The sequence below is a fragment of the Streptomyces sp. BBFR2 genome (assembly GCF_044497305.1).
In the GTDB taxonomy this organism is placed as follows: Bacteria; Actinomycetota; Actinomycetes; order Streptomycetales; family Streptomycetaceae; genus Streptomyces.
This window is the reverse complement of record NZ_CP172415.1, coordinates 4323595-4342500: the sequence shown is the minus strand read 5'-3', so window position 1 is coordinate 4342500 and position 18906 is coordinate 4323595. Positions and strand designations below refer to the sequence as shown.

Here is an 18906-nt window from a genome sequence, read left to right as displayed (position 1 = left end):
GTTCGACTTGCATGTGTTAAGCACGCCGCCAGCGTTCGTCCTGAGCCAGGATCAAACTCTCCGTGAATGTTTCCCGGTAATCCGGGTGAACACACACGGGAGCGGAACCATCGGAGGAATAGTCCGATGGTTCACAGCGTCCTCGCTGTGTGTGCCACCGTCACCCTGTGGGTTCCGGTGGGCTTTCAAAGGAACCTCGTTCCGGCCTGATGGCCGGTAACGGGGTATCAACATATCTGGCGTTGACTTTTGGCACGCTGTTGAGTTCTCAAGGAACGGACGCTTCCTTTGTGCCTGTTTCACCAGGCTCTCCGGGCGCTTCCCTTCGGTCTTGCGTTTCCGACTCTATCAGATCCTTTCGGTTCTGATTTCCGCCGGTGCGGTCGGGCCTTTCGGCTTTTCCGCGTTTCCAACCTTACCAGATCCGCTGGGCGTTTCCGGCCCCCTGTTGGAGCGGGGTGGCCTTCGGCTTTCGCTTTCCGGCCTTTCCGACTCTAGCAGATCCGATTCTCGCCGTTTCCGGTCCGAATTCGTTTCCGATTACCCGTCGGAGGGGGTTTGCCTTTCGGCTGCCCCGAACATTACCAGAAAGCATTTCACCCAAGAGAATCGGGGAAGTTTCTGCTAAGTGATTCGAGAGGCTCCGTCGAATCGAATTCTGATCGGAGCGAGATGTGAGACTAACCGTTGCGATGGAACCTGTCCAGTTCCCCCCGCAACCGTTCGAATCTACCTCCCTGAGACTCCCGTGTCAACGGGTTTCCTGGGGAGCTACAAACACTACCAGGCCAGCGGGGTGAGACGCACATCGGGCCCGGGGTGTCGGCTACGGGAAGACCGACGGTGGGGAGTCGAGGGATTCGAGCTCGATGCCGGGGGCGGAGAGGACGACGTCGCCGGCGAGGTGGACGGTGTGCTGTTCGCCGGTCTCCAGGTCGTTGACCTGGTACTCGTCGTCGATCAGCGGGGCGTTGTCAGTGGCGTGTGCTGTGCTGGAGACCAGTGCCCAGGACTGGTCGAGGGTGCGGGGCGCGAGGACGGGGGGTGTGAAGGCCACGAGCCGGGTGCGGATGGCTCCGGCGTCGGGGGCGGGGCGCAGCAGCCTGGCGGTGGCGATGAGGAATGCGGGGGACGCGCCGGTGAAGGCGTGGGCGGGGACGTTGCCCTCCGTCGCGTGTTGGCCGGTGGGGTCGGTGCGTACCCAGGTGACGCCGTCGAGTGCGGCGCCGCGTACCTGCCAGGCGCCGGCGTGGAGTTCGAGCCGGAGGGGGCGGCCCCGTTCGTCGAGGGTGAGGTCGACGGAGCCGGCGTGGTCGCCGGAGGGGGAGGTGATCTGGGAGACGTAACGCCAGCCGGAGGGGCCGGTGGCGCAGTGGAAGTGTTCTTCGCCGAGGGGGGTGTGGTCGTGCGGATCGTGCAGGGAGTAGTGGCCGCGGGGCATGGGGGTCCTTCGGGCGGGCGGGGGCGGGGCTGCGGGCTCCGGGCCGGGACGGACCGTTCGGTGGGAGCGGCCCGTTCGGTGGGGGCCGGGGTGCGGAGTGGGCCCGCGCGGGGCGGCGCTTGTTTCCGTGGGGCGGTACGGGCCAGGCCCTCGCCCGGTGGGGCGAGGGCCTGGCTTCACCGGCTGCTGCGGGCGTTACGCGTCCGCTCAGTAGCGGTAGTGGTCGGGCTTGTACGGGCCCTCGACCTTGACGCCGATGTAGGCGGCCTGCTCCGGGCGGAGCGTGGTGAGCTTGACGCCCAGCGCGTCCAGGTGGAGGCGGGCGACCTTCTCGTCCAAGTGCTTGGGCAGGACGTAGACGTCGGTCGGGTACTCCTCCGGCTTGGTGAACAGCTCGATCTGGGCCAGGGTCTGGTCCGCGAAGGAGTTGGACATCACGAAAGAGGGGTGGCCGGTCGCGTTGCCGAGGTTCAGCAGGCGGCCCTCGGAGAGGACGATCAGGACCTTGCCGTCGGGGTGGGTCCAGGTGTGGACCTGCGGCTTGACCTCGTCCTTGACGATGCCATCGAGCTTGGCGAGGCCGGCCATGTCGATCTCGTTGTCGAAGTGGCCGATGTTGCCGACGATGGCCTGGTGCTTCATCCGGGCCATGTCGGAGGCCATGATGATGTCCTTGTTGCCGGTCGTCGTGACGAAGATGTCGGCGGTCTCGACGACCTCGTCCAGGGTGGTGACCTGGTAGCCGTCCATCGCCGCCTGGAGCGCGCAGATCGGGTCGACCTCGGTGATGATCACGCGGGCGCCCTGGCCGCGGAGCGACTCCGCGCAGCCCTTGCCGACGTCGCCGTAGCCGCAGACCACAGCGGTCTTGCCGCCGATGAGGACGTCGGTGGCGCGGTTGATGCCGTCGACGAGGGAGTGGCGGCAGCCGTACTTGTTGTCGAACTTCGACTTGGTGACGGCGTCGTTGACGTTGATCGCCGGGAAGAGGAGCTCGCCGTCGCGGTGCATCTCGTAGAGACGGTGCACGCCGGTGGTGGTCTCCTCCGTCACGCCGCGGATCTCCGAGGCGAGGCGGGTCCACTTCTGCGGGGTCTCGGCGACGGTGCGGGTGAGCAGCTCCAGGATGGCGCGGTGCTCATCGCTCTCGGCGGTGTCGACGGAGGGGACCTTGCCGGCCTTCTCGTACTCGACGCCCTTGTGGACGAGGAGGGTGGCGTCGCCACCGTCGTCGAGGATCATGTTCGGGCCGCCGGTGGGCGAGTTCGGCCAGGTCAGGGCCTGCTCCGTGCACCACCAGTACTCCTCCAGGGACTCGCCCTTCCAGGCGAAGACCGGGACGCCCCGGGGGTTGTCCGGGGTGCCGTCGGGGCCGACGGCGATGGCCGCGGCGGCGTGGTCCTGGGTGGAGAAGATGTTGCAGGACGCCCAGCGGACCTCGGCGCCGAGGGCGACCAGGGTCTCGATGAGGACGGCGGTCTGCACGGTCATGTGCAGGGAGCCGGTGACGCGGGCGCCCGCCAGGGGCTGGGCCTCGGCGTATTCCTTGCGGATCGCCATCAGGCCGGGCATCTCGTGCTCGGCGAGGGTGATCTCCTTGCGGCCGAATGCGGCGAGGGAGAGGTCGGCGACCTTGAAGTCCTGGCCGGTGGCTGCGGTGGTCATACGGGCTGCTCCTCGTACGGCGAGGTGGATGTCGGGCTGGGCAGTCTGCGGCGCGGGCAGGCGGAAGCGCACGCGGAAGCGGACGCACCTCTCCCCAGGCCGCAGCGCAGTCCGTCGGAGGCCCTCTCTCCCTCGGCCGGTCCGCGGTGCGGGCCGCCCGACCGCCATCAGCAGCGACGTCTGGCACTGGGGACGAATCTACACCGACCGGCCCGGCGGCCCCAGCCCGCCTCGGCTCATTCTGTGCACTGTGGGGGCGGCGGTCCGGGTGCCGGCGGTTGCCCCGTACGGGGGTGTGAGGAGGGGGCCGGCCGGGTGGCCGTGCGGGACGGGCCTCGGGCGGGGGCGCCCGCCGGGCCGCGGTGCGAGGGCCGATCGGGGCCGAGATCGTGTGGTGGCCGCGGGGTCCGTGGGGTGCGGGGCGGTGTCCGGCGGTGCGGTGCGGGCAGGCGTGGTCCGTACGCCGAGGGGCGCCCGGCCGGTGGGGGCGCGGGCCGCCGGAGGGTGGCGCTGTTCTCGTGCTTCGCGCTCTTGCCGTCACCCCGGTCGTGGGCCGGCCGTCGCGCCTGGTCAGGGCGGACGACGCTCCCCGGTGCCGCCCGGTGTTCCGGGTATGACGCCGGGGCGCGCGGTGGGCGTACACCGCGCCGCACGGGCCGTGCGGAACTGCCGGTGGCCTGCGGGTGTGCTCAGGCCCCGCACCGGCGGGCGGTGCGGGGCCTGAGAGGTCGCGGGCGGAGGCCGAGGTGGCGGGGCCGCCTCGGCGGGGCTCACCGCGGGGTGCGGCGGGTGGGTCAGCGGCCGCCGGGGGACTTCTCGGGGTCGGCGCCGGCGGCCGCGGCGGCCTCGTCGAAGATGTCCGGCTCCAGGTAGATGACCCGGGCGATCGGGACGGCGGCGCGGATGCGTTCCTCGGCGGCGTTGATGGCGTCCGCGACCTCGCGGGCGGTGTCGTCGTGCTGCACCGCGATCTTGGCGGCGACGAGCAGTTCCTCGGGGCCGAGGTGGAGGGTGCGCATGTGGATGACGCGGGTGACGGTGTCGCCGTCGACGACCGCCGCGCGGATCTTGGCGACCTGATCGGCGCCCGCGGCCTCGCCGAGCAGCAGCGACTTGGTCTCCGCGGCGAGGACCAGCGCGATCAGTACGAGGAGCGCGCCGATGCACATGGTGCCGATGCCGTCCCAGACGCCGTCGCCGGTGGCGAGGGTGAGGCCGACGCCGCACAGGGCGAGGACGAGGCCGATGAGCGCGCCGAAGTCCTCCAGCAGGACGACGGGCAGCTCGGGGGCCTTGGCGCGGCGGATGAACTGCGCCCAGCTCTGCTTGCCGCGCAGCTCGTTGGACTCCTTGAGCGCCGTACGGAAGGAGAAGCCTTCGGCGATGACGGCGAAGACGAGGACGCCGACCGGCCAGTACCAGTTGTCGAGGGCGTGCGGCTCGTGGATCTTCTCGTAGCCCTCGTAGAGCGCGAAGACGCCGCCGATGGTGAAGAGGACGATGGAGACGAGGAAGCCGTAGATGTAGCGCTCGCGGCCGTAGCCGAAGGGGTGCTCCTCGGTGGCGGCGCGCTTGGCCTTCTTGCCGCCGAGCAGGAGCAGGCACTGGTTGCCGGAGTCGGCGACCGAGTGCACCCCCTCGGCGAGCATGGACGACGAGCCGCTGAAGGCGAACGCCACGAACTTCGCTGCGGCGATCGCCAGGTTGGCGCCCAGCGCCGCGACGATCGCCTTGGTTCCGCCTGATGCACTCATGAGTGCCTTATGTCCCTTCCGTCGGCCGGCTTTACTGCCTCTTTAAGGCTGTGGGTCGGTCATTGTCGCAGCACGGCCCCGGGGCGGTGTGAGGTGCCCGGCGGGTGGACGGTGACCCGGTGGTCGTGGCAGGTCAGAGGCCGGGGCGGCGGGGGCGCTGGAATTCGCGGGTGCGGAGTGCGGGGCGGCCGGGGCGGTTCACGGCGGCTTCCCGTGCGGGGCGTCGCCGGGTACGCCGTCGGCGGTGGGCACGGGCGGGCGCCCGGCTGCCCGGCTGCCCGGCTGCCCGGCTGCCCGGCTGCCCGGCAAGCGTGCCCTCGGCGTCCGCCCGGCCGGAGAGCGCCCGGCGCCTGACGGGGCGTACTCGGACGGGAGGCGTCCGCCGGTTCCCGAGCAACCGCCGGTACCCGATCGCCGGCCGCGCCCGGGCTGCCGGCCAATTCGCACCCGGACGCCCCGGCTCGTCTACGCGACGACCGTGGCCCGGAAGAGCGTGCCCTCACCCGAGAGGATGACCTGTTCCCCGGCCGGGACGAAGGCGGATTCTCCCGGGGCGAGGCACAACTCGGCTTGTTCCGGGGGGAGTTCGGTGGTGGCCGGGCGGGCGAGGACCGTACCGGAGGTGCAGAGCAGGATCTGCGGGGTCCGGGCGTCCAGGGTGCGGGGGGCGGCGCCGGGGGCGAGGACGTGGCGGGAGAGGCGGAATTCGTCGGCGGGGGTGTCGTAGACCTCCTCGCCGTCGGTCTCCTCGGGGCGGAGGATGCCGGGGTCGCCGGGGGTGAAGCGGACGATGCGCAGCAGTTCGGGGACGTCGATGTGTTTGGGGGTCAGGCCGCAGCGCAGGACGTTGTCGGAGTTGGCCATCAGCTCGACGCCGAGGCCGTTGAGGTAGGCGTGCGGGACGCCGGCGCCGAGGAAGAGCGCTTCGCCGGGCTGGAGCGTGACGTGGTGGAGCAGCATCGCGGCGAGGACGCCGGGGTCGCCCGGGTAGTGGTGGGCGAGGGCGGCGTAGGCGGCGTACGCGGGGGCGTGCGGGCCGCCTTCCGCGCCCCGCCGGCCGGCGGCCGCGGCGGCGCGGTCGACGGAGTCGGCGAGGGCGGTGCGGTCGGTGCCGAGGAGGGCGGTCAGGACCTCGCGGAGCGCGTCGGCCTCGGGTGCGGCGCGCAGGATGTCGACGTACGGCTTGAGCGCGTCGACGTCGAGGCCCGCCAGCAGGTCGGCGGCCTCGGCGGGGTGCCGGAAGCCGCAGAGCCCCTCGAAGGGGGTGAGGGCGCAGAGCAGCTCGGGCTTGTGGTGCGGGTCCTTGTAGTTGCGGTGCGGGGCGTCGAGGGGGACGCCGCGCCGCTCCTCGTCGGCGTAGCCCGCCTCGGCCTGGGCGCGGTCGGGGTGGACCTGGAGGGAGAGCGGGGAGCCCGCGGCGAGGAGTTTGAGGAGGAAGGGCAGCCGGGGGCCGAAGGCGCGGACGGTGGCGTCGCCCAGTTCGGCCTCGGGGTCGGCGGCGATGACGTCGGCGAGGGAGACGGGGCCGGCGCCGCGGTCGATGCGCGAGGGGGCGCCGGGGTGGGCGCCCATCCACATCTCGGCCTGGGGTTCGCCGGTGGGCTCGGTGCCGAGCAGCTCCGGCAGGGCGGTGAGGGAGCCCCAGGCGTAGGGGCGCACGGTGTTGTCGAGGCGGTCCATGGGGCTGCTGCTTCCTGCGGGACGTACGGGAGGAGGTTTCCGTGGGGCGTACGGGCGGCGGCCCCGCGGGGTGGTCGCGGGGCCGTCCTCACAGATCACTCGGTGTCGGCGAGCGCGAGGTAAACGGCGGCGAAATCCGCGATGGCGAGTAGTTCGGCGGCGATCTCCAGGTCCGTGCCCTCGGGTGGTTCCAGTGCGCTGACGGCGGTGCCGCGGTCCTCGGCGAGGGCGTGGGCTGCGCGGGTCGCGGAGAGCGGGCCGGGGGCGTGTTCGCGCAGGAGGATGACGCGGGCGTGGAGGGCGGCGGGCTGTTCGACGCGGTCGCGGAAGAAATCGTCCGGGTCGGCGCCGGCGGCGAGCGCGCCGGAGAGCAGGGTGCCGTGCGCGGTGAGCGCCTCGGGGAGTTCGGCGGCGAGGGCGGGGCGCCCGGCGAGGCTCGCGACTTCGGCGGCGAAGTGGCGGCCGACGGCACCGGCCACCCGCCCTTCGGTCCAGATCAGCGGCAGGGCGTCGGCGACCTCGGCGGCCAGGGTCTTGGCCGGGTTGGTGTAGGTGGCGGCGGCCGGGCCGCAGTCCTCGGCGAGTTGGTCGAGGCGGTCGGCGAGGCGGGTGAGCGCGTCGGGCGGGGCGCTGACCAGCCCGATCCGGTCGGCGAGCGCGAGGATCGGGGTGAGCAGCGACCAGAGGGTGCCCGGGGCGGCGGGCGGGGCGCCCTCGACGTCGAACTCGGCGTCGTACGCGGTGGTCGCCAGCGGGACGGCGAGGCCGCGGGCCTGGCGGACGGCCTCGGCGAGCGGGGATCCGGCCGGAGTGACGGCGACGACGGAGCAGCCGCGGCGGTAGGCGCTCTCGACCAGTTCGGCGAGGCCGGGGTCGGAACCGTCGGGTCCGGTGATGAGGACCAGGTCGAGGGGGCCGCACCAGCCGGGCAGCGTCCAGCGCAGGGCGCCGGGGCGGGCGTCGACGCCGGTGGGCGGGATGTGGGTGACGGGGCAACTGCCGCCGCCGAGCGCGCCGAAGAGGTCGGCGACGCAGGGGGCGACGGGGCCGGGCCCGGCGACGAGGACGGCGCGGGGCCGCCCGTCCGGGTCGAGGTCGGCGATACCGGCCTCGACGGCGCCGCGGGCGGCGGTACGGACCCGGGCGCCGGATTCGGCGACGCCGCGCAGCAGGCCGTAGCGGTCGGCGCGGGCCAGCGCCTCAGGATTGTCGAGGAGCGACTCGTCGAGCATGGTGGGCGCGGCCTCCGTTCGCCGGTACGGGCGGGACACGCCGGGCGGTGCCGGGGCCGGGCCCCGGCGGCGTCCGGTCAGGCGGGGCGGCGGGCCTCGTCGACGAGGAGTACGGGGATGCCGTCCCGCACGGGGTAGGCGAGGCCGCAAGCGGCGGAGGTGCAGGTCAGCTCGGCGGGGTCGTCCGCCGTCCGGTCCGCCAGCGGCGCGTGGCACGCGGGGCAGGCGAGGATCTCGATGAGGCTGGCGTCGACCGGCATGGGGGCTTGCTCCTTCGATGGTTGCGGCCCCGCCAGCCTACCGCCGGGTGGGGGGCGGGGGCCTGTCGTCGGGGTGGCGGGAGGCGGTGGGGTGGGGTGGGCGGTCCGGTACGGGGCCCGTCGGGTCGTGCGGGGGCGTGCCCCGGCCGCCGGGCCGCTGCGGCCGAGGTCGGCGGCCGGGGGTGGGCGGGGCGGGGGGCGACGCCCGGTGGATCACGGGGCGTGGCCGGTCGGCGGCGGGGTGTGGGTGGGAAGGGGCCTGCGGTCGGGGCGGGCGCCGCGCAGCGGACTGCCGGACGAGTCCGGGTGGCCCGGGGCTCCGCCCCGAGGGCCGGTTGGGGTCCGGGGGCACGCCGCACCGTATGACGGGTACTTCCCACGCCTCCGGGAGAGGGCGGAGCCCCCGCCCTCTGCCGGGGCTCCGTAGTTCAGGCCCCGGCTCCGTACGCCCGGAGCGGAGCGAAGCGGACGGACCCGCGGACACGCTCCAGCTCAGGTCACGCGCGGCCACCGGGCGCTCCCGCACCGGCAGGCCCCGGCCCCGGTGACGGTCCGGCCCCGGTGACAGCACGCACCCGCCCCGGCCGGACCTCCTGCCCGGCGACAGGCGCGCGCCCCGCTACGGGCAGGGCTCCCCGGCCAGCCCCGCGTCCCTGCCCCGCCTCCCCGCCCTACGCCCGGACGATCTCCAGGACCTCGTCGCGTACCCGGGCGACGGTGGCGGCGTCGCGGGCCTCGACGTTCAGGCGGAGGAGGGGCTCGGTGTTGGAGGCACGGAGGTTGAACCACCAGTCGGCGGAGGTGACGGTCAGGCCGTCCAGCTCGTCGAGGGTGGTGCCGTCGCGGTTCTCGTAGGCGGCCTTGATGGCGGCGAGGCGGCCGGCCTGGTCGGCGACGGTGCTGTTGATCTCGCCGGAGGCGGCGTAGCGGTCGTACGCCGCGACGAGCTGGGAGAGCGGGCGGTCCTGGCCGCCGAGGGCCGCGAGGACGTGGAGGGCGGCGAGCATGCCGGTGTCGGCGTTCCAGAAGTCGCGGAAGTAGTAGTGGGCGGAGTGCTCGCCGCCGAAGATCGCGCCGGTCTTCGCCATCTGCTCCTTGATGAAGGAGTGGCCGACGCGGGTGCGGACGGCGGTGCCGCCGTGCTCCTTCACCACCTCGGGGACGGACCAGGAGGTGATGCAGTTGTGGATGACCGTGCCGCCGGGGTGCTTGGCCAGCTCGCGGGCGGCGACCAGCGCGGTGATCGCGGACGGGGAGACCGGGTCGCCGTGCTCGTCGACGACGAAGCAGCGGTCGGCGTCGCCGTCGAAGGCGAGGCCGAGGTCGGCGCCGGTGGCGCGGACGCGCTCCTGGAGGTCGGTGATGTTCTTCGGGTCGAGGGGGTTGGCCTCGTGGTTGGGGAACGAGCCGTCCAACTCGAAGTAGAGCGCGTCCACTTCGAGGGGGAGACCGGCGAGGACGGTGGGGACGGTGTGGCCGCCCATGCCGTTGCCCGCGTCGACGACGACCTTCAGGGGGCGGATGCCCGACAGGTCGACGAGGGAGCGCAGATGGGCGGCGTACTCCGCCAGGACGTCGCGTTCGCCGACGGTGCCGGGGACGGCGGCGGGCTCCGGGGCACCCTCGTCCGACCAGCGCTCCACCAGGGCGCGGATGTCGGCGAGACCGGTGTCCTGGCCGACGGGGGCGGCACCGGCGCGGCACATCTTGATGCCGTTGTACTGCGCGGGGTTGTGCGAGGCGGTGAACATCGCGCCGGGCAGGCCGAGGGCGCCGCTGGCGAAGTACAGCTCGTCGGTGGAGCAGAGGCCGATGTGGGTGACGTCCGCGCCGCGCGCCGCGGCGCCGCGCGCGAACGCCTGGGCCAGGCCCGGCGAGGAGGGCCGCATGTCGTGCCCGATCACGATCGCGTCGGCGGCGGTGACCTCGGCGAAGGCGGCGCCGAACAGCTCGGCGAGCGAGGCGTCCCATTGGTCGGGCACGACACCGCGCACGTCGTACGCCTTCACGAGCTGCGACAGATCAGCCACGGCCACTCCTCCTGGAATCGGTACGGGAGATCGGTACGGGGAGTTCCAACCTACCCGGAGGTACTGACAGCCGGCCGGACGGACGTCGGGTACGCGCCAGGCGGTACGCGGACGGCCGCGCCACCCGTGACAGCCCGGACTCCAGGAGGGAAACGGGCCTTCACCGGAAGGTGGACGGCGGCGGAAACCGGACCACGCGAGGGGGCGGACCGGACAGACAGGCCGTCAGGAACCAGGCCCGTGCGAAAAACTGACCAGGCGTCAGGAATCCGGCGAGCGCAGGACCCGGAGGTGGCCGCGGCGCGGGGCGCCCGGCTGGGGGTCGCGGGTCTCGGTCCGCTCCGGGGCGGCGGGGCGCTCCGGGGGACGGGCCGCCTCACGGACCGCGTTGGCGAGCGCTTCGAGGTCGTCACCGCCGGGGCGGGCCGGGCCGGGATCGACGGCGAGGCGGACGACTTCCCAGCCACGGGGTGCGGTCAGGCGCTCGGAGTGCTCGGCGCACAGGTCGTAGCAGTGGGGTTCCGCGTAGGTGGCGAGCGGCCCGAGCACGGCGGTCGAATCCGCGTAGACGTACGTCAGCGTTGCGACGGCGGGGCGGCCGCACGCAGTGCGCGAACAGCGACGTACAGGGCTCACGACGTTGGACGGTACCGCACTCTTGACCGGGCCGCGACGACTCACCTCCCGCTCGCCCGACCGTGTCGTCCCACTTCGTCCGGTGCGTCTGACCTGCACCCGCTCGCGGCGGCCTGCGCCGGACGGCACGGAAAGGGCCGCGCGGCGGCGGAATGAGCGCCGCTCCGGGGCGGCATACCGGGATTCCCCGGAGGGAGATGGGGAGGAAAAGGGCGAAACGCCGGAGGGAGGGGCCGGGATGGGCCGCGCACCCGGGGCAGGCGGCGGCGCGGCGGCCGGGGCGCGCCAAATGAACACAATCGTTATCGGACCGGTCATCCGCCCCGGTGTTCCCGGATGCCTCGCTCCGCCTCCCCGGAAGGGCCGCGGCGGCTACGCTCGGAGGCGATGGACACGTCCGAACCGCCCCGCCCGACGGAGCCGCGCCCGCGCCGCCGTGACCGCCACGGCCGTGGCATGCGCGGTCCCATCGCCCCGCCGCAGGTCCCGCTCTCGGTCAGCCGCGCCGACGCCTTCGAGGATCTCGTCCACGACGCGCGTGACCGGCTGGAGCGGCGCTGGCCGCAACTGTCCGGCGTCGACTTCTTCGTCCAGGAGGTGCCGCTGTTCGGTCCGGAGGACGGGGCGGAGCCGGACGACGGGACGGTGCCGCTGGGGCGGGCGGTCCCGGCCGCCGGGCCGCACCGTGACCGCGTCATCGTCTACCGCCGCCCCGTCGAGATCCGTACCAAGAGCCGTGACGAGCGGGCGCTGCTGGTCCACGAGATCGTCGTGGAGCAGGTCGCCGAACTCCTGGGGCTGGCGCCGGAGTCGGTGGATCCGCGCTACGGCCAGGACTGATCCGGCCGCCACGCGTCCACCGCTCCCCCGGGCCGGGCGGCCCGGGGCCCGTCGGTCCGTCAGTCGGTCAGCAGTGACAGGTCCTGGCCCGCCGTCGGGACCACCACCGTGCCCCGGTCGTCCGGGAGGGTCTGCACCGTGAAGGCGGGGACGGCGCCCTGCGGCAGGGCCAGGGTGCGGGCCGCGTGGACCGGGCCGCTGCCGGGGGCCGGTGTCACCGTCAGGGCGTAGGCGCCCTTGAGGCCCTGCGGGTGCGGCGGTTCGACGGCGAGGGTGGTGCCGCCCTTGACCGTGTACGTCTTGCTGACCGGGCTGCCGCCGCCGCTGCCCGCCGAGGCGGTGACGGTGACCTTGGCGTCCTTGCCCTTCTCCGGGGCGACCAGGGAGAGCGTGGAGCCCTTGGCGCGGTTGTCGGCGGCGGTGGCGCGGGCCTCGACGGGGCGGGTCGCGGGGATGAACGCCATCTCCTGGTTGTCGCCCTTGCCGCGGGTCACCTGGAGCGCCGCGACGATCGGGGCGCGGGAGCCGCCGTCGGCGGGTGAGAGCACCAGGGAGCCCGCCTCGCCCTGGTTCTTGAGATCGACGGCCGTCGTCATTCCGCTCTTGACGTGCAGCGACTCCAGTCCGGCCGGGGTGATCGAGCCGGTCGGGGTGGCGAGCTGCACCTTCAGGTCGGCGTCGGTGTCGCCGGGGGCCAGGACGATCAGCCGGACGGAGGTGGCGTCGGCGGGGATGCCGGGGAGCACCGCGCCGGGCGCCGGGTCGGCGGCGGCCGGGAGCCAGTCGCCGCCCCGGTGGGTGTCGGACGCCTGCACGGAGGCGCCGATCCGGCCCTCGCGGGCGGTGACGTGCAGCGCCGCGTCGGGCTGCGGGGAGGTGGTGAGGGTGGAGAGCAGCACCGGGACGGTGGTGTGCGGCGGGACGGCGATGTTCTCGCCCGCGTCGCCGCTGAGCGCGCCGTCCTTGCCGCGCAGTTCGAGGTCGACGACGGCCTGGGTGGCGTCGGGGTTGGTGAGGTGGACGTAGTCCTGGCGGTCCTTGCCGGTGCTGACGCCCGGGAACCAGAACGTGGTGTCGGGCGCGGCGCAGCTCAGCCCGAGCAGACCGCGTCCGGAGCCCGCGGCGACCGAGGTGGTCTGCTGGACGGTCCAGCCGGGCGCCAGCGCGCCGTCGGCCTCGCCGGTCAGCGCGGGGGCGTCGGAGCGGTTGGTGGTGGCGGTGACGGGGGTGCCCGCGCTCTTCAGCGGGGCGACCGGCTTGCGGTCGCGCGGCGGCACGGTCTGCTGCCCGGCCTCCGGAGCGCCGCCGTCCTTGGCGTCCTTGCCGCCCTTGTCCCCCTTGGCGTCCTCGTCGTCCTTGTCCTTGCCGCCGGTGGTCTCCTGGACCGTTCCGGCGGCGTGCAGTTCGGCGGTGCCCTCGCCGGCGGCGCCCTTGGGTGAGAACGCGGTGTACGTGGTCTCGCCGACGTCCGACGAGGTCGGGGTCGGGCAGAGGAGTGCGGAGCGTTCGACCGGCTTGCGGGCCGCGCCGTGCGCCGCCTCGGCGGAGGTGCCACCGGGGGCCGCGACGGCGGCGACGCCGGTCGCCGCGGCGAGCGCGACCGCCGCGCCGGTCAGGGTCATCATCGTGCGCTTCACTGCTGCTCGCTCCCGTCACGGCGCGGTCCGGCGGACGGGCCGGGGTACGTCGTGCCGTCGTCGTAGGGCTGCTGGGCCGGGATCTGCTGCCCGTCGTAGGGCTGCTGCCCCGGGTACGGCTGCTGCCCGTAGGCGTACGGGTCGTAGCCGCCGGGCTGCGGGGCGCCGGTCCCGTACGGGTCGGCCGGGTGGCCGCCGGGCTGCTGGTAGGGGTCGGGCTGCCCGTACCCGTACGGGGTCCGGGCGGCGTCACCGTAGGGGGCCGCGTCGCCGTACGGCGCCCCGTGGGCGTCGCCGGTGTCGTGGCCGAACTGCTGCGGGACGGGGGCCGGGCCGCCGGGCTGCGGGACGGCCGACGGCTCGTCGGGCTGCTGCGGGGTGCCGCCCCACGGGTCGTACGGGGTCTGCGGGGCCACCGCGTACGGGTCGTGTGCCGCCGGGGCGTACGGGTCCGGGCCCTGGCCGGGGGCCGGGGCGGCGGGGAACGTGTCGCCGGGGGCGGCGTCGGCGTCCGGTGCGGGGGCCTCGGCGGCCTGGGCGGCCGCGCGCAGGCGGCGGGCGCGGCGGCCGTCGCCGGTCGCGGCCATGGCCTGCGCCTGGGCCGGGGCGGCCTCCTCCGGCAGGTCGTCGTCGATCTCCCGGCGGCGGCCCGGCAGCGCCAGGACCACCAGGACGACGGCGAGCAGGCCCTGGGCGGCCAGCCAGAGGGTGTGGCCGAGCGGGTTCTCGTGGGTGAGGTCGAGGCGGCCGGCGCCGGCCGGGAGGGCGAAGCCCTGCGCCCAGCCGTCGACGGTGACCGGCTTGAGCGGGGTGCCGTCCAGCGTGGCCTGCCAGCCCGCGTCGGCGGCGTCCGCGACCCGCAGGACCCGGCCCTCGGGTCCGGCGGGCACCCGGGTGTGGGCCTCGACGGGTCCGGCGGCCACCGCGACGGGCGCGGCGGCGTCCCCGGCGCGGGTGCCGTCGGCGGCGTCGCCCGCGACGATCGTCACCCGGGAGACGCGCCGGTCGACGCGCCACAGGGCGCTGCCGTCGTCCTGGCTGAGCCGGGTCAGGCCGGGCGTGGCGTCCAGGACGCGGCCCATCTCGCGGGGGGCGCCGTCGCGGACCAGGACGTAGCGGACGGCGTAGCCGCCGAGCTGGCTGGTCTGGTCGGCGCCGGAGCCGGCGACGAGGTTGGCGACGATGGTGCCGAGCCGCTGGTCGTCCCCGGCCTCGCGGGCCAGGTCGGCGTCGCCGAGGCGGGCGCCGGAGCCGCGGACCAGGCTGTAGCCGACGTGGCCGTCGCCGCCGTCGAGCACCAGGGTGCGGGCCCGGTCGGCGGTGGACGACTCCTCGGCGACGAACGCCGGGACCTGCACCGGATCGCGCCGCTCCAGCGGCCCGGCGGCGCCGGTGATCATCCAGGTGACGGCGGCGTAGAGCGGCGCGAGCGCCGAGGCCAGCGCGATCAGCACGGCGACCGGCTGCTTCCAGCCGAAGCCGAGGGCGATCATGCGGGTGCGGATGCCCTCCGCGCCGACGGCCGCGGCGGTCAGCAGCGCCAGGCCGTAGACCAGCATCAGCGGGCCGGTCCAGCCCTGGCCGTTGCCGAGCGCGGCGAGCAGCAGCGCGGCGAACGCGACCGCCCAGGCGGTACGGATCGTCTTCTGCCGGGCGTCGCGCAGCGCGGCGCCGAGCGCGGCCAGGACGATGCCGAGCAGCAGCAGACCGCCCGCCGTCTTCGGGCCGCCGGGGTCGACCGAGAGCAGGTCGAACGCGGACGCGGAGCCCGCGCCGTACTCCAGACCGGCCTCACGGAAGAAGTTGGCGGGGTGCGCGAAGAGCGACAGCGACCAGGGCGCGAGGACGACCAGCGGTGCCAGCGCCACGGCCGCGAACCGCAGGGCGTACCCGGTGAGCAGGGCGCGGCTGCCGTCGAGGGCGCGCAGCACCAGCAGCGCGAGGTTCAGCGCCACCACGAGCGGCCAGACGACGGGCGTGAACGCCATGGTGAAGGTGGTCAGCAGCGCCAGCGCCCAGGTGGCGCGCCAGCTCGGGCGGGTGCCCGGCGCCAGGCGCAGTCCGCCCGCCGCGACGGCGGCGCGGGCCATCGCCGGCAGTGTGATCGCCAGCACCGCGGTGCCGAGCCGGCCGCCGGCCAGCGCGCCGGTCGCCGCGGGCAGGAACGCGTAGACGACGCTGCCCCAGGCGCGCAGCAGCCGGGAGGCGACCAGCGGGCGGGAGGCGAAGTAGGCGGAGAGGCCGGCCAGCGGGACGGAGCAGACCAGCAGCAGGGTGAGGGTGAAGCCGGTGCTGCCCAGGAAGAGGGTGGAGAGCAGCGCGAGGACGGCGAGGTAGGGCGGCGCCGCGGCGGTGGAGCCGGTGCCGACCTGGTGCCAACTGTCGAGGTAGGACGACCACAGCTCGGTCACGTGCGCGGGCGCGGGCAGCAGCGCGCCGCCGGAGAGCGCGCCGGAGCCGAGCAGTCCGCGGCAGGCGATCAGCGAGACCAGCAGCAGGACGGCGAAGAGGACCGGCGCCGGGCGGCGGGCGATCCGCTTGAGCCGGGCGAACTGCTCGACGTCGAGGAAGTCGGCGTCGTCCCCGCCCGGCCCGGACTCCACCGCGCCGTGCCGCCCGGCCGACGCGACATCGGGCGCGGCCCGGCCGGTGAGGTTGCCCGCGACCTGTTCGACGGTGACGCGGACGGTCGCGCCCGGCGGCGGGAACAGCGGGCGCAGCTCGCCCGCCTCGGTGGCCGGGCGGCCTCTCCGTTTCCGGGCGGCGAGGATGCGGCCCGGCCGCAGCAGCGTGCCGAAGAGCCCGGCGAGTTCGTCGAGCGCCTGCCCCGGCACCTTCCCGACCAGGTAGGCCAGGACCCGCAGCACGGTGCCGAGGACCAGCCGGATCAGTACGTACGGCAGCAGCGCGCCGCGGGTGTTGGCGAGCAGGGTGTAGACGGCGCCGGCCTTGTCGACGCGGTGCGGGCTCGCCACCGAGCGGCCGACGCAGTCGACGGTGCGGCGTTCGCGGGCGGCGGCCTCGGCGTGCCGCAGTACGGCGTCGGGGGCGACGAGGACCTGATGGCCCGCCGCCTGGGCGCGCCAGCACAGGTCGACGTCGTCGCGCATCAGCGGCAGCCGCCGGTCGAAGCCGCCCAGCTCCTCGTAGACATCGCGGCGGATGAGCATGCCGGCGCTGGAGACGGAGAGGACCGGGCGGACCTGGTCGTGCTGGCCCTGGTCCTGTTCGCGGCGGTCCAGGCCGGTCCAGCGGCGGCCGCTGCGCGCGATGGAGACGCCGACCTCCAGCAACTGCCGGCGGTCGTACCAGCTACGCAGCTTGGGGCCGATGACGGCGGCGGAGGGGCTGGCGTCGGCGACGCGCAGCAGTTCGGCGAGGGCGGTCGGCTCGGGCGCGCAGTCGTCGTGCAGCAGCCACAGCCACTGGACCGGTTCGCCGTGCGGCAGCTCCGGCATGTCGTACGCGTCGTCGCGCCAGGTGCGGCTGACGGGGTCCCAGCCGCTGGGGCGCCGCAGGTACGGCAGGTCGTCGGGGGTGAGGACGGGGGCGGTGCGGACCGCTTCGTCGACGGCGGTGCCGAAGCCGGAGCGGCGGGCGAGGTGCAGTACCCGCTCGTCGCCGAGGGCGGCGCCGAGGAGTTGGGCGGAGTCGTCCGCGCTGCCGGTGTCGGCGCCGATGACGTTCTGTACCGGGCGTTCCTGGCCCTGCAGCCCGGCGAGCGCGTCGGGCAGCCAGCGGGCACCGTCGTGGGAGACGATCACGGCGGTGACGACATGCCGTGGGAACTGAGGGGTGCCTGCGGGATCTGTGGCGGTCTGGGCCGCCGACTGGCTGTGCACGGACATCGAGGTACGGGCCCTCCGGACCCGGGAGTTCGGGGCCGGCGGCGAAGCCGCGCGGACCGGCGCCCCCGGAAGACACTGCGACGGACTACTAGGGGAAGCGTCACCGCCGGGCGCCGCGAGCCGGACGGGACGTTGACGACACCCCCTAGGGACGCGCGCGCCCGCTCGGGCGGCGGCACGTCTCGGACGGAGCCCCACACTAATGGTTCACCCGCCCGCGCCCACCGGCTCCTCACACAGCGGACCGCCCCCGGCGTCATGTGCGCCGGAGGCGGTGGGTTCGCTATAGGGGGATATGGGGAGTTGGCGTGGGAGGGCCGCGGGGCCCGCGGGGCCGCGTACCGTCCGCCCGGCGGACTTCCGTGCCGCGTTCAGACGGCGGCCTTCTTCAGCCGGCGCCGCTCGCGCTCCGACAGACCGCCCCAGATTCCGAAGCGTTCGTCGTTGGCGAGGGCGTATTCCAGACACTCGGAGCGGACCTCACAGGCGAGGCAGACCTTCTTGGCCTCGCGGGTGGAGCCGCCTTTCTCCGGGAAGAAGGACTCGGGGTCGGTCTGCGCGCACAGTGCGCGCTCCTGCCAGCCGAGCTCTTCCTCCGCCTCTTCGACCAGCAATTCTTCGAACAGCTCGGTCATGTGCGCCCCTCGTCTGTCTTGACGTCCCCGTGATGCGACCGTGATCGACAACGGCCGAACGACACGAGTGAAATTACAAGTGCGGGGATCCGGGCCAGTCAAGCCAAGATCTGCTATTGCGCTCCTTATTCACTCTGCGGAACCAAACGTACGCAGAAAGTGTTCAAATCATGAAAAACCAGGACACTTCCCTGGGGTGCGCGCCGGGAGGCTCGCCCCGTTACCCACAGGGACGTGACCGACCGCACGCGCGTTGCACCCCGCGCCCCGGAGCGGACAAGATCACAGCGGGGTCACAGGACCGCGACGGCGTACGCGGGCGCGGCTGCCGGGCCCTTGCTCCCGGACACCGGGGCACAAACCTTTCGCCGGGCGGTCCGACCGGATGGGGTGAAGCCCCGCCGCCCCGGAAGGCGTCCGGTTGACATCGCGGACGCAAACCGGTCTCCTTGGTGCCATGCCAGCGACCTCCGCGCCCCGTACGACCCGTTTCCACGGGTCGCTGCGCGCCGCGCACGCTCGCTGTCGCTGTTCGAGCTGTTGAAGCCACCGAGCTCCAGCCCCCTTCGCCGCACCACCCCCGCAGCGCTCCGCTGAACGCGCGCGCCAGTCGGTGCCCCACCGGGAGACCACCGCGCGCCCGCCGCAGCCCCTTCGCGTCATCCCCCGTCTCCGCTCGTCCGCCGAGGAACCCGAAGCACATGAACAGCGATGTCCAGATCGCCGGTGACCCGCTCTCCGTCGCCCACCTCCTGCCGCCCGTCCCCGCCCACCCCTCCACCGTCGCCGGCTTCGCCGGGCTGGCCGGCTCCCTCGCCGCCGACCGCGCCTCCTGGGCCCCGCTGGTCCGCTACGACGCCACCACCCGCTGGTACCACCGGCTGCGCTCGGTCCCGTCCGCCGGGTACGAGGTGTGGTTGCTGAGCTGGCTGCCCGGACAGGGCAGCGGCCGCCACGACCACGGGCGTTCGTCCGGCGTACTGACGGTGCTGGAAGGGGAGTTGACCGAACGTGCGACGTCCGGCGGGCGGGAGACGCACCGCACGCTGCGCCCCGGTGCGCAGCGGGTCTTCGCGCCCGGGTACGTCCACGAGGTCGTCAACGACGCGCTGACGCCCGCGGTCAGCCTGCACCTGTACTTCCCCGGGCTGACGGAGATGGAGATGCACCCCTCGCAGCACGCCGTCGCCGCTCAGGCGGCCGAGGCCGCCGCGCGCTGACGATCCGTCGACGGCGGCCGCCGGCCGG

At 74.3% G+C, this 18906-nt stretch carries 13 protein-coding genes and 1 rRNA gene (1 of these 14 only partly in view); 2 read left to right on the top strand and 12 right to left on the bottom strand.

Annotated features, from left to right (window positions below; all coding sequences use genetic code 11):
• The 9 genes from ACGH2B_RS17635 to ACGH2B_RS17595 all read right to left on the bottom strand — a co-directional run.
• Positions 1 to 67 (bottom strand): 16S ribosomal RNA (locus ACGH2B_RS17635); it reaches 1462 nt to the left of the window's first position.
• A gap of 759 nt (positions 68 to 826) precedes the next feature.
• On the bottom strand, positions 827 to 1441 hold the full coding sequence (locus tag ACGH2B_RS17630) for a hypothetical protein (RefSeq protein WP_399090154.1): 615 nt from the start codon (positions 1439 to 1441) through the stop codon (positions 827 to 829).
• Positions 1442 to 1648: 207 nt separating this feature from the next.
• A complete protein-coding gene (gene ahcY, locus ACGH2B_RS17625) occupies positions 1649 to 3106 on the bottom strand; it encodes an adenosylhomocysteinase (protein ID WP_399090151.1) in 1458 nt (485 codons plus the stop codon).
• A 794-nt stretch (positions 3107 to 3900) separates the two neighbouring features.
• Entirely contained in the window at positions 3901 to 4860 is a 960-nt protein-coding gene (locus ACGH2B_RS17620) for a cation diffusion facilitator family transporter (RefSeq protein ID WP_399090148.1), read from the bottom strand.
• 465 nt (positions 4861 to 5325) lie between these two features.
• Positions 5326 to 6540, bottom strand: a complete 1215-nt coding sequence (gene manA, locus ACGH2B_RS17615) for a mannose-6-phosphate isomerase, class I (protein ID WP_399090145.1) — start codon at positions 6538 to 6540, stop codon at positions 5326 to 5328.
• Positions 6541 to 6635: 95 nt separating this feature from the next.
• A complete protein-coding gene (locus ACGH2B_RS17610; protein ID WP_399090142.1) occupies positions 6636 to 7772 on the bottom strand; it encodes an SIS domain-containing protein in 1137 nt (378 codons plus the stop codon).
• Between the two features lie 77 nt (positions 7773 to 7849).
• Complete coding sequence (locus ACGH2B_RS17605) at positions 7850 to 8032, bottom strand: Trm112 family protein (RefSeq protein ID WP_399090139.1); 183 nt, start codon at positions 8030 to 8032, stop codon at positions 7850 to 7852.
• 671 nt (positions 8033 to 8703) lie between these two features.
• Entirely contained in the window at positions 8704 to 10062 is a 1359-nt protein-coding gene (locus tag ACGH2B_RS17600) for a phosphomannomutase/phosphoglucomutase (RefSeq protein WP_399090136.1), read from the bottom strand.
• Between the two features lie 261 nt (positions 10063 to 10323).
• Positions 10324 to 10743: a DUF3499 domain-containing protein gene (locus tag ACGH2B_RS17595; RefSeq protein WP_399090133.1), complete on the bottom strand. Its 420-nt coding sequence runs from the start codon at positions 10741 to 10743 to the stop codon at positions 10324 to 10326.
• A 342-nt stretch (positions 10744 to 11085) separates the two neighbouring features.
• Between ACGH2B_RS17595 and ACGH2B_RS17590 the strand changes: the two genes are divergently transcribed.
• Complete coding sequence (locus ACGH2B_RS17590) at positions 11086 to 11538, top strand: metallopeptidase family protein (RefSeq protein WP_399090130.1); 453 nt, start codon at positions 11086 to 11088, stop codon at positions 11536 to 11538.
• A gap of 59 nt (positions 11539 to 11597) precedes the next feature.
• Here ACGH2B_RS17590 and ACGH2B_RS17585 read toward each other — a convergent pair whose 3' ends face one another.
• The 3 genes from ACGH2B_RS17585 to ACGH2B_RS17575 form a co-directional block, all read right to left on the bottom strand.
• Positions 11598 to 13175, bottom strand: a complete 1578-nt coding sequence (locus ACGH2B_RS17585) for a DUF5719 family protein (protein WP_399090127.1) — start codon at positions 13173 to 13175, stop codon at positions 11598 to 11600.
• Positions 13172 to 17023 carry a glycosyltransferase gene (locus tag ACGH2B_RS17580; RefSeq protein WP_399090124.1) on the bottom strand — a complete coding sequence of 1284 codons (3852 nt, stop codon included), beginning with the start codon at positions 17021 to 17023 and terminating at the stop codon, positions 13172 to 13174. The genes ACGH2B_RS17585 and ACGH2B_RS17580 overlap by 4 nt, the downstream gene beginning before the upstream one ends.
• 371 nt (positions 17024 to 17394) lie before the next feature.
• On the bottom strand, positions 17395 to 17658 hold the full coding sequence (locus ACGH2B_RS17575) for a WhiB family transcriptional regulator (protein ID WP_030282286.1): 264 nt from the start codon (positions 17656 to 17658) through the stop codon (positions 17395 to 17397).
• Between the two features lie 701 nt (positions 17659 to 18359).
• Between ACGH2B_RS17575 and ACGH2B_RS17570 the strand changes: the two genes are divergently transcribed.
• Positions 18360 to 18878 carry a cysteine dioxygenase gene (locus tag ACGH2B_RS17570; protein ID WP_399090121.1) on the top strand — a complete coding sequence of 173 codons (519 nt, stop codon included), beginning with the start codon at positions 18360 to 18362 and terminating at the stop codon, positions 18876 to 18878.
• Positions 18879 to 18906 lie beyond the last annotated feature (28 nt).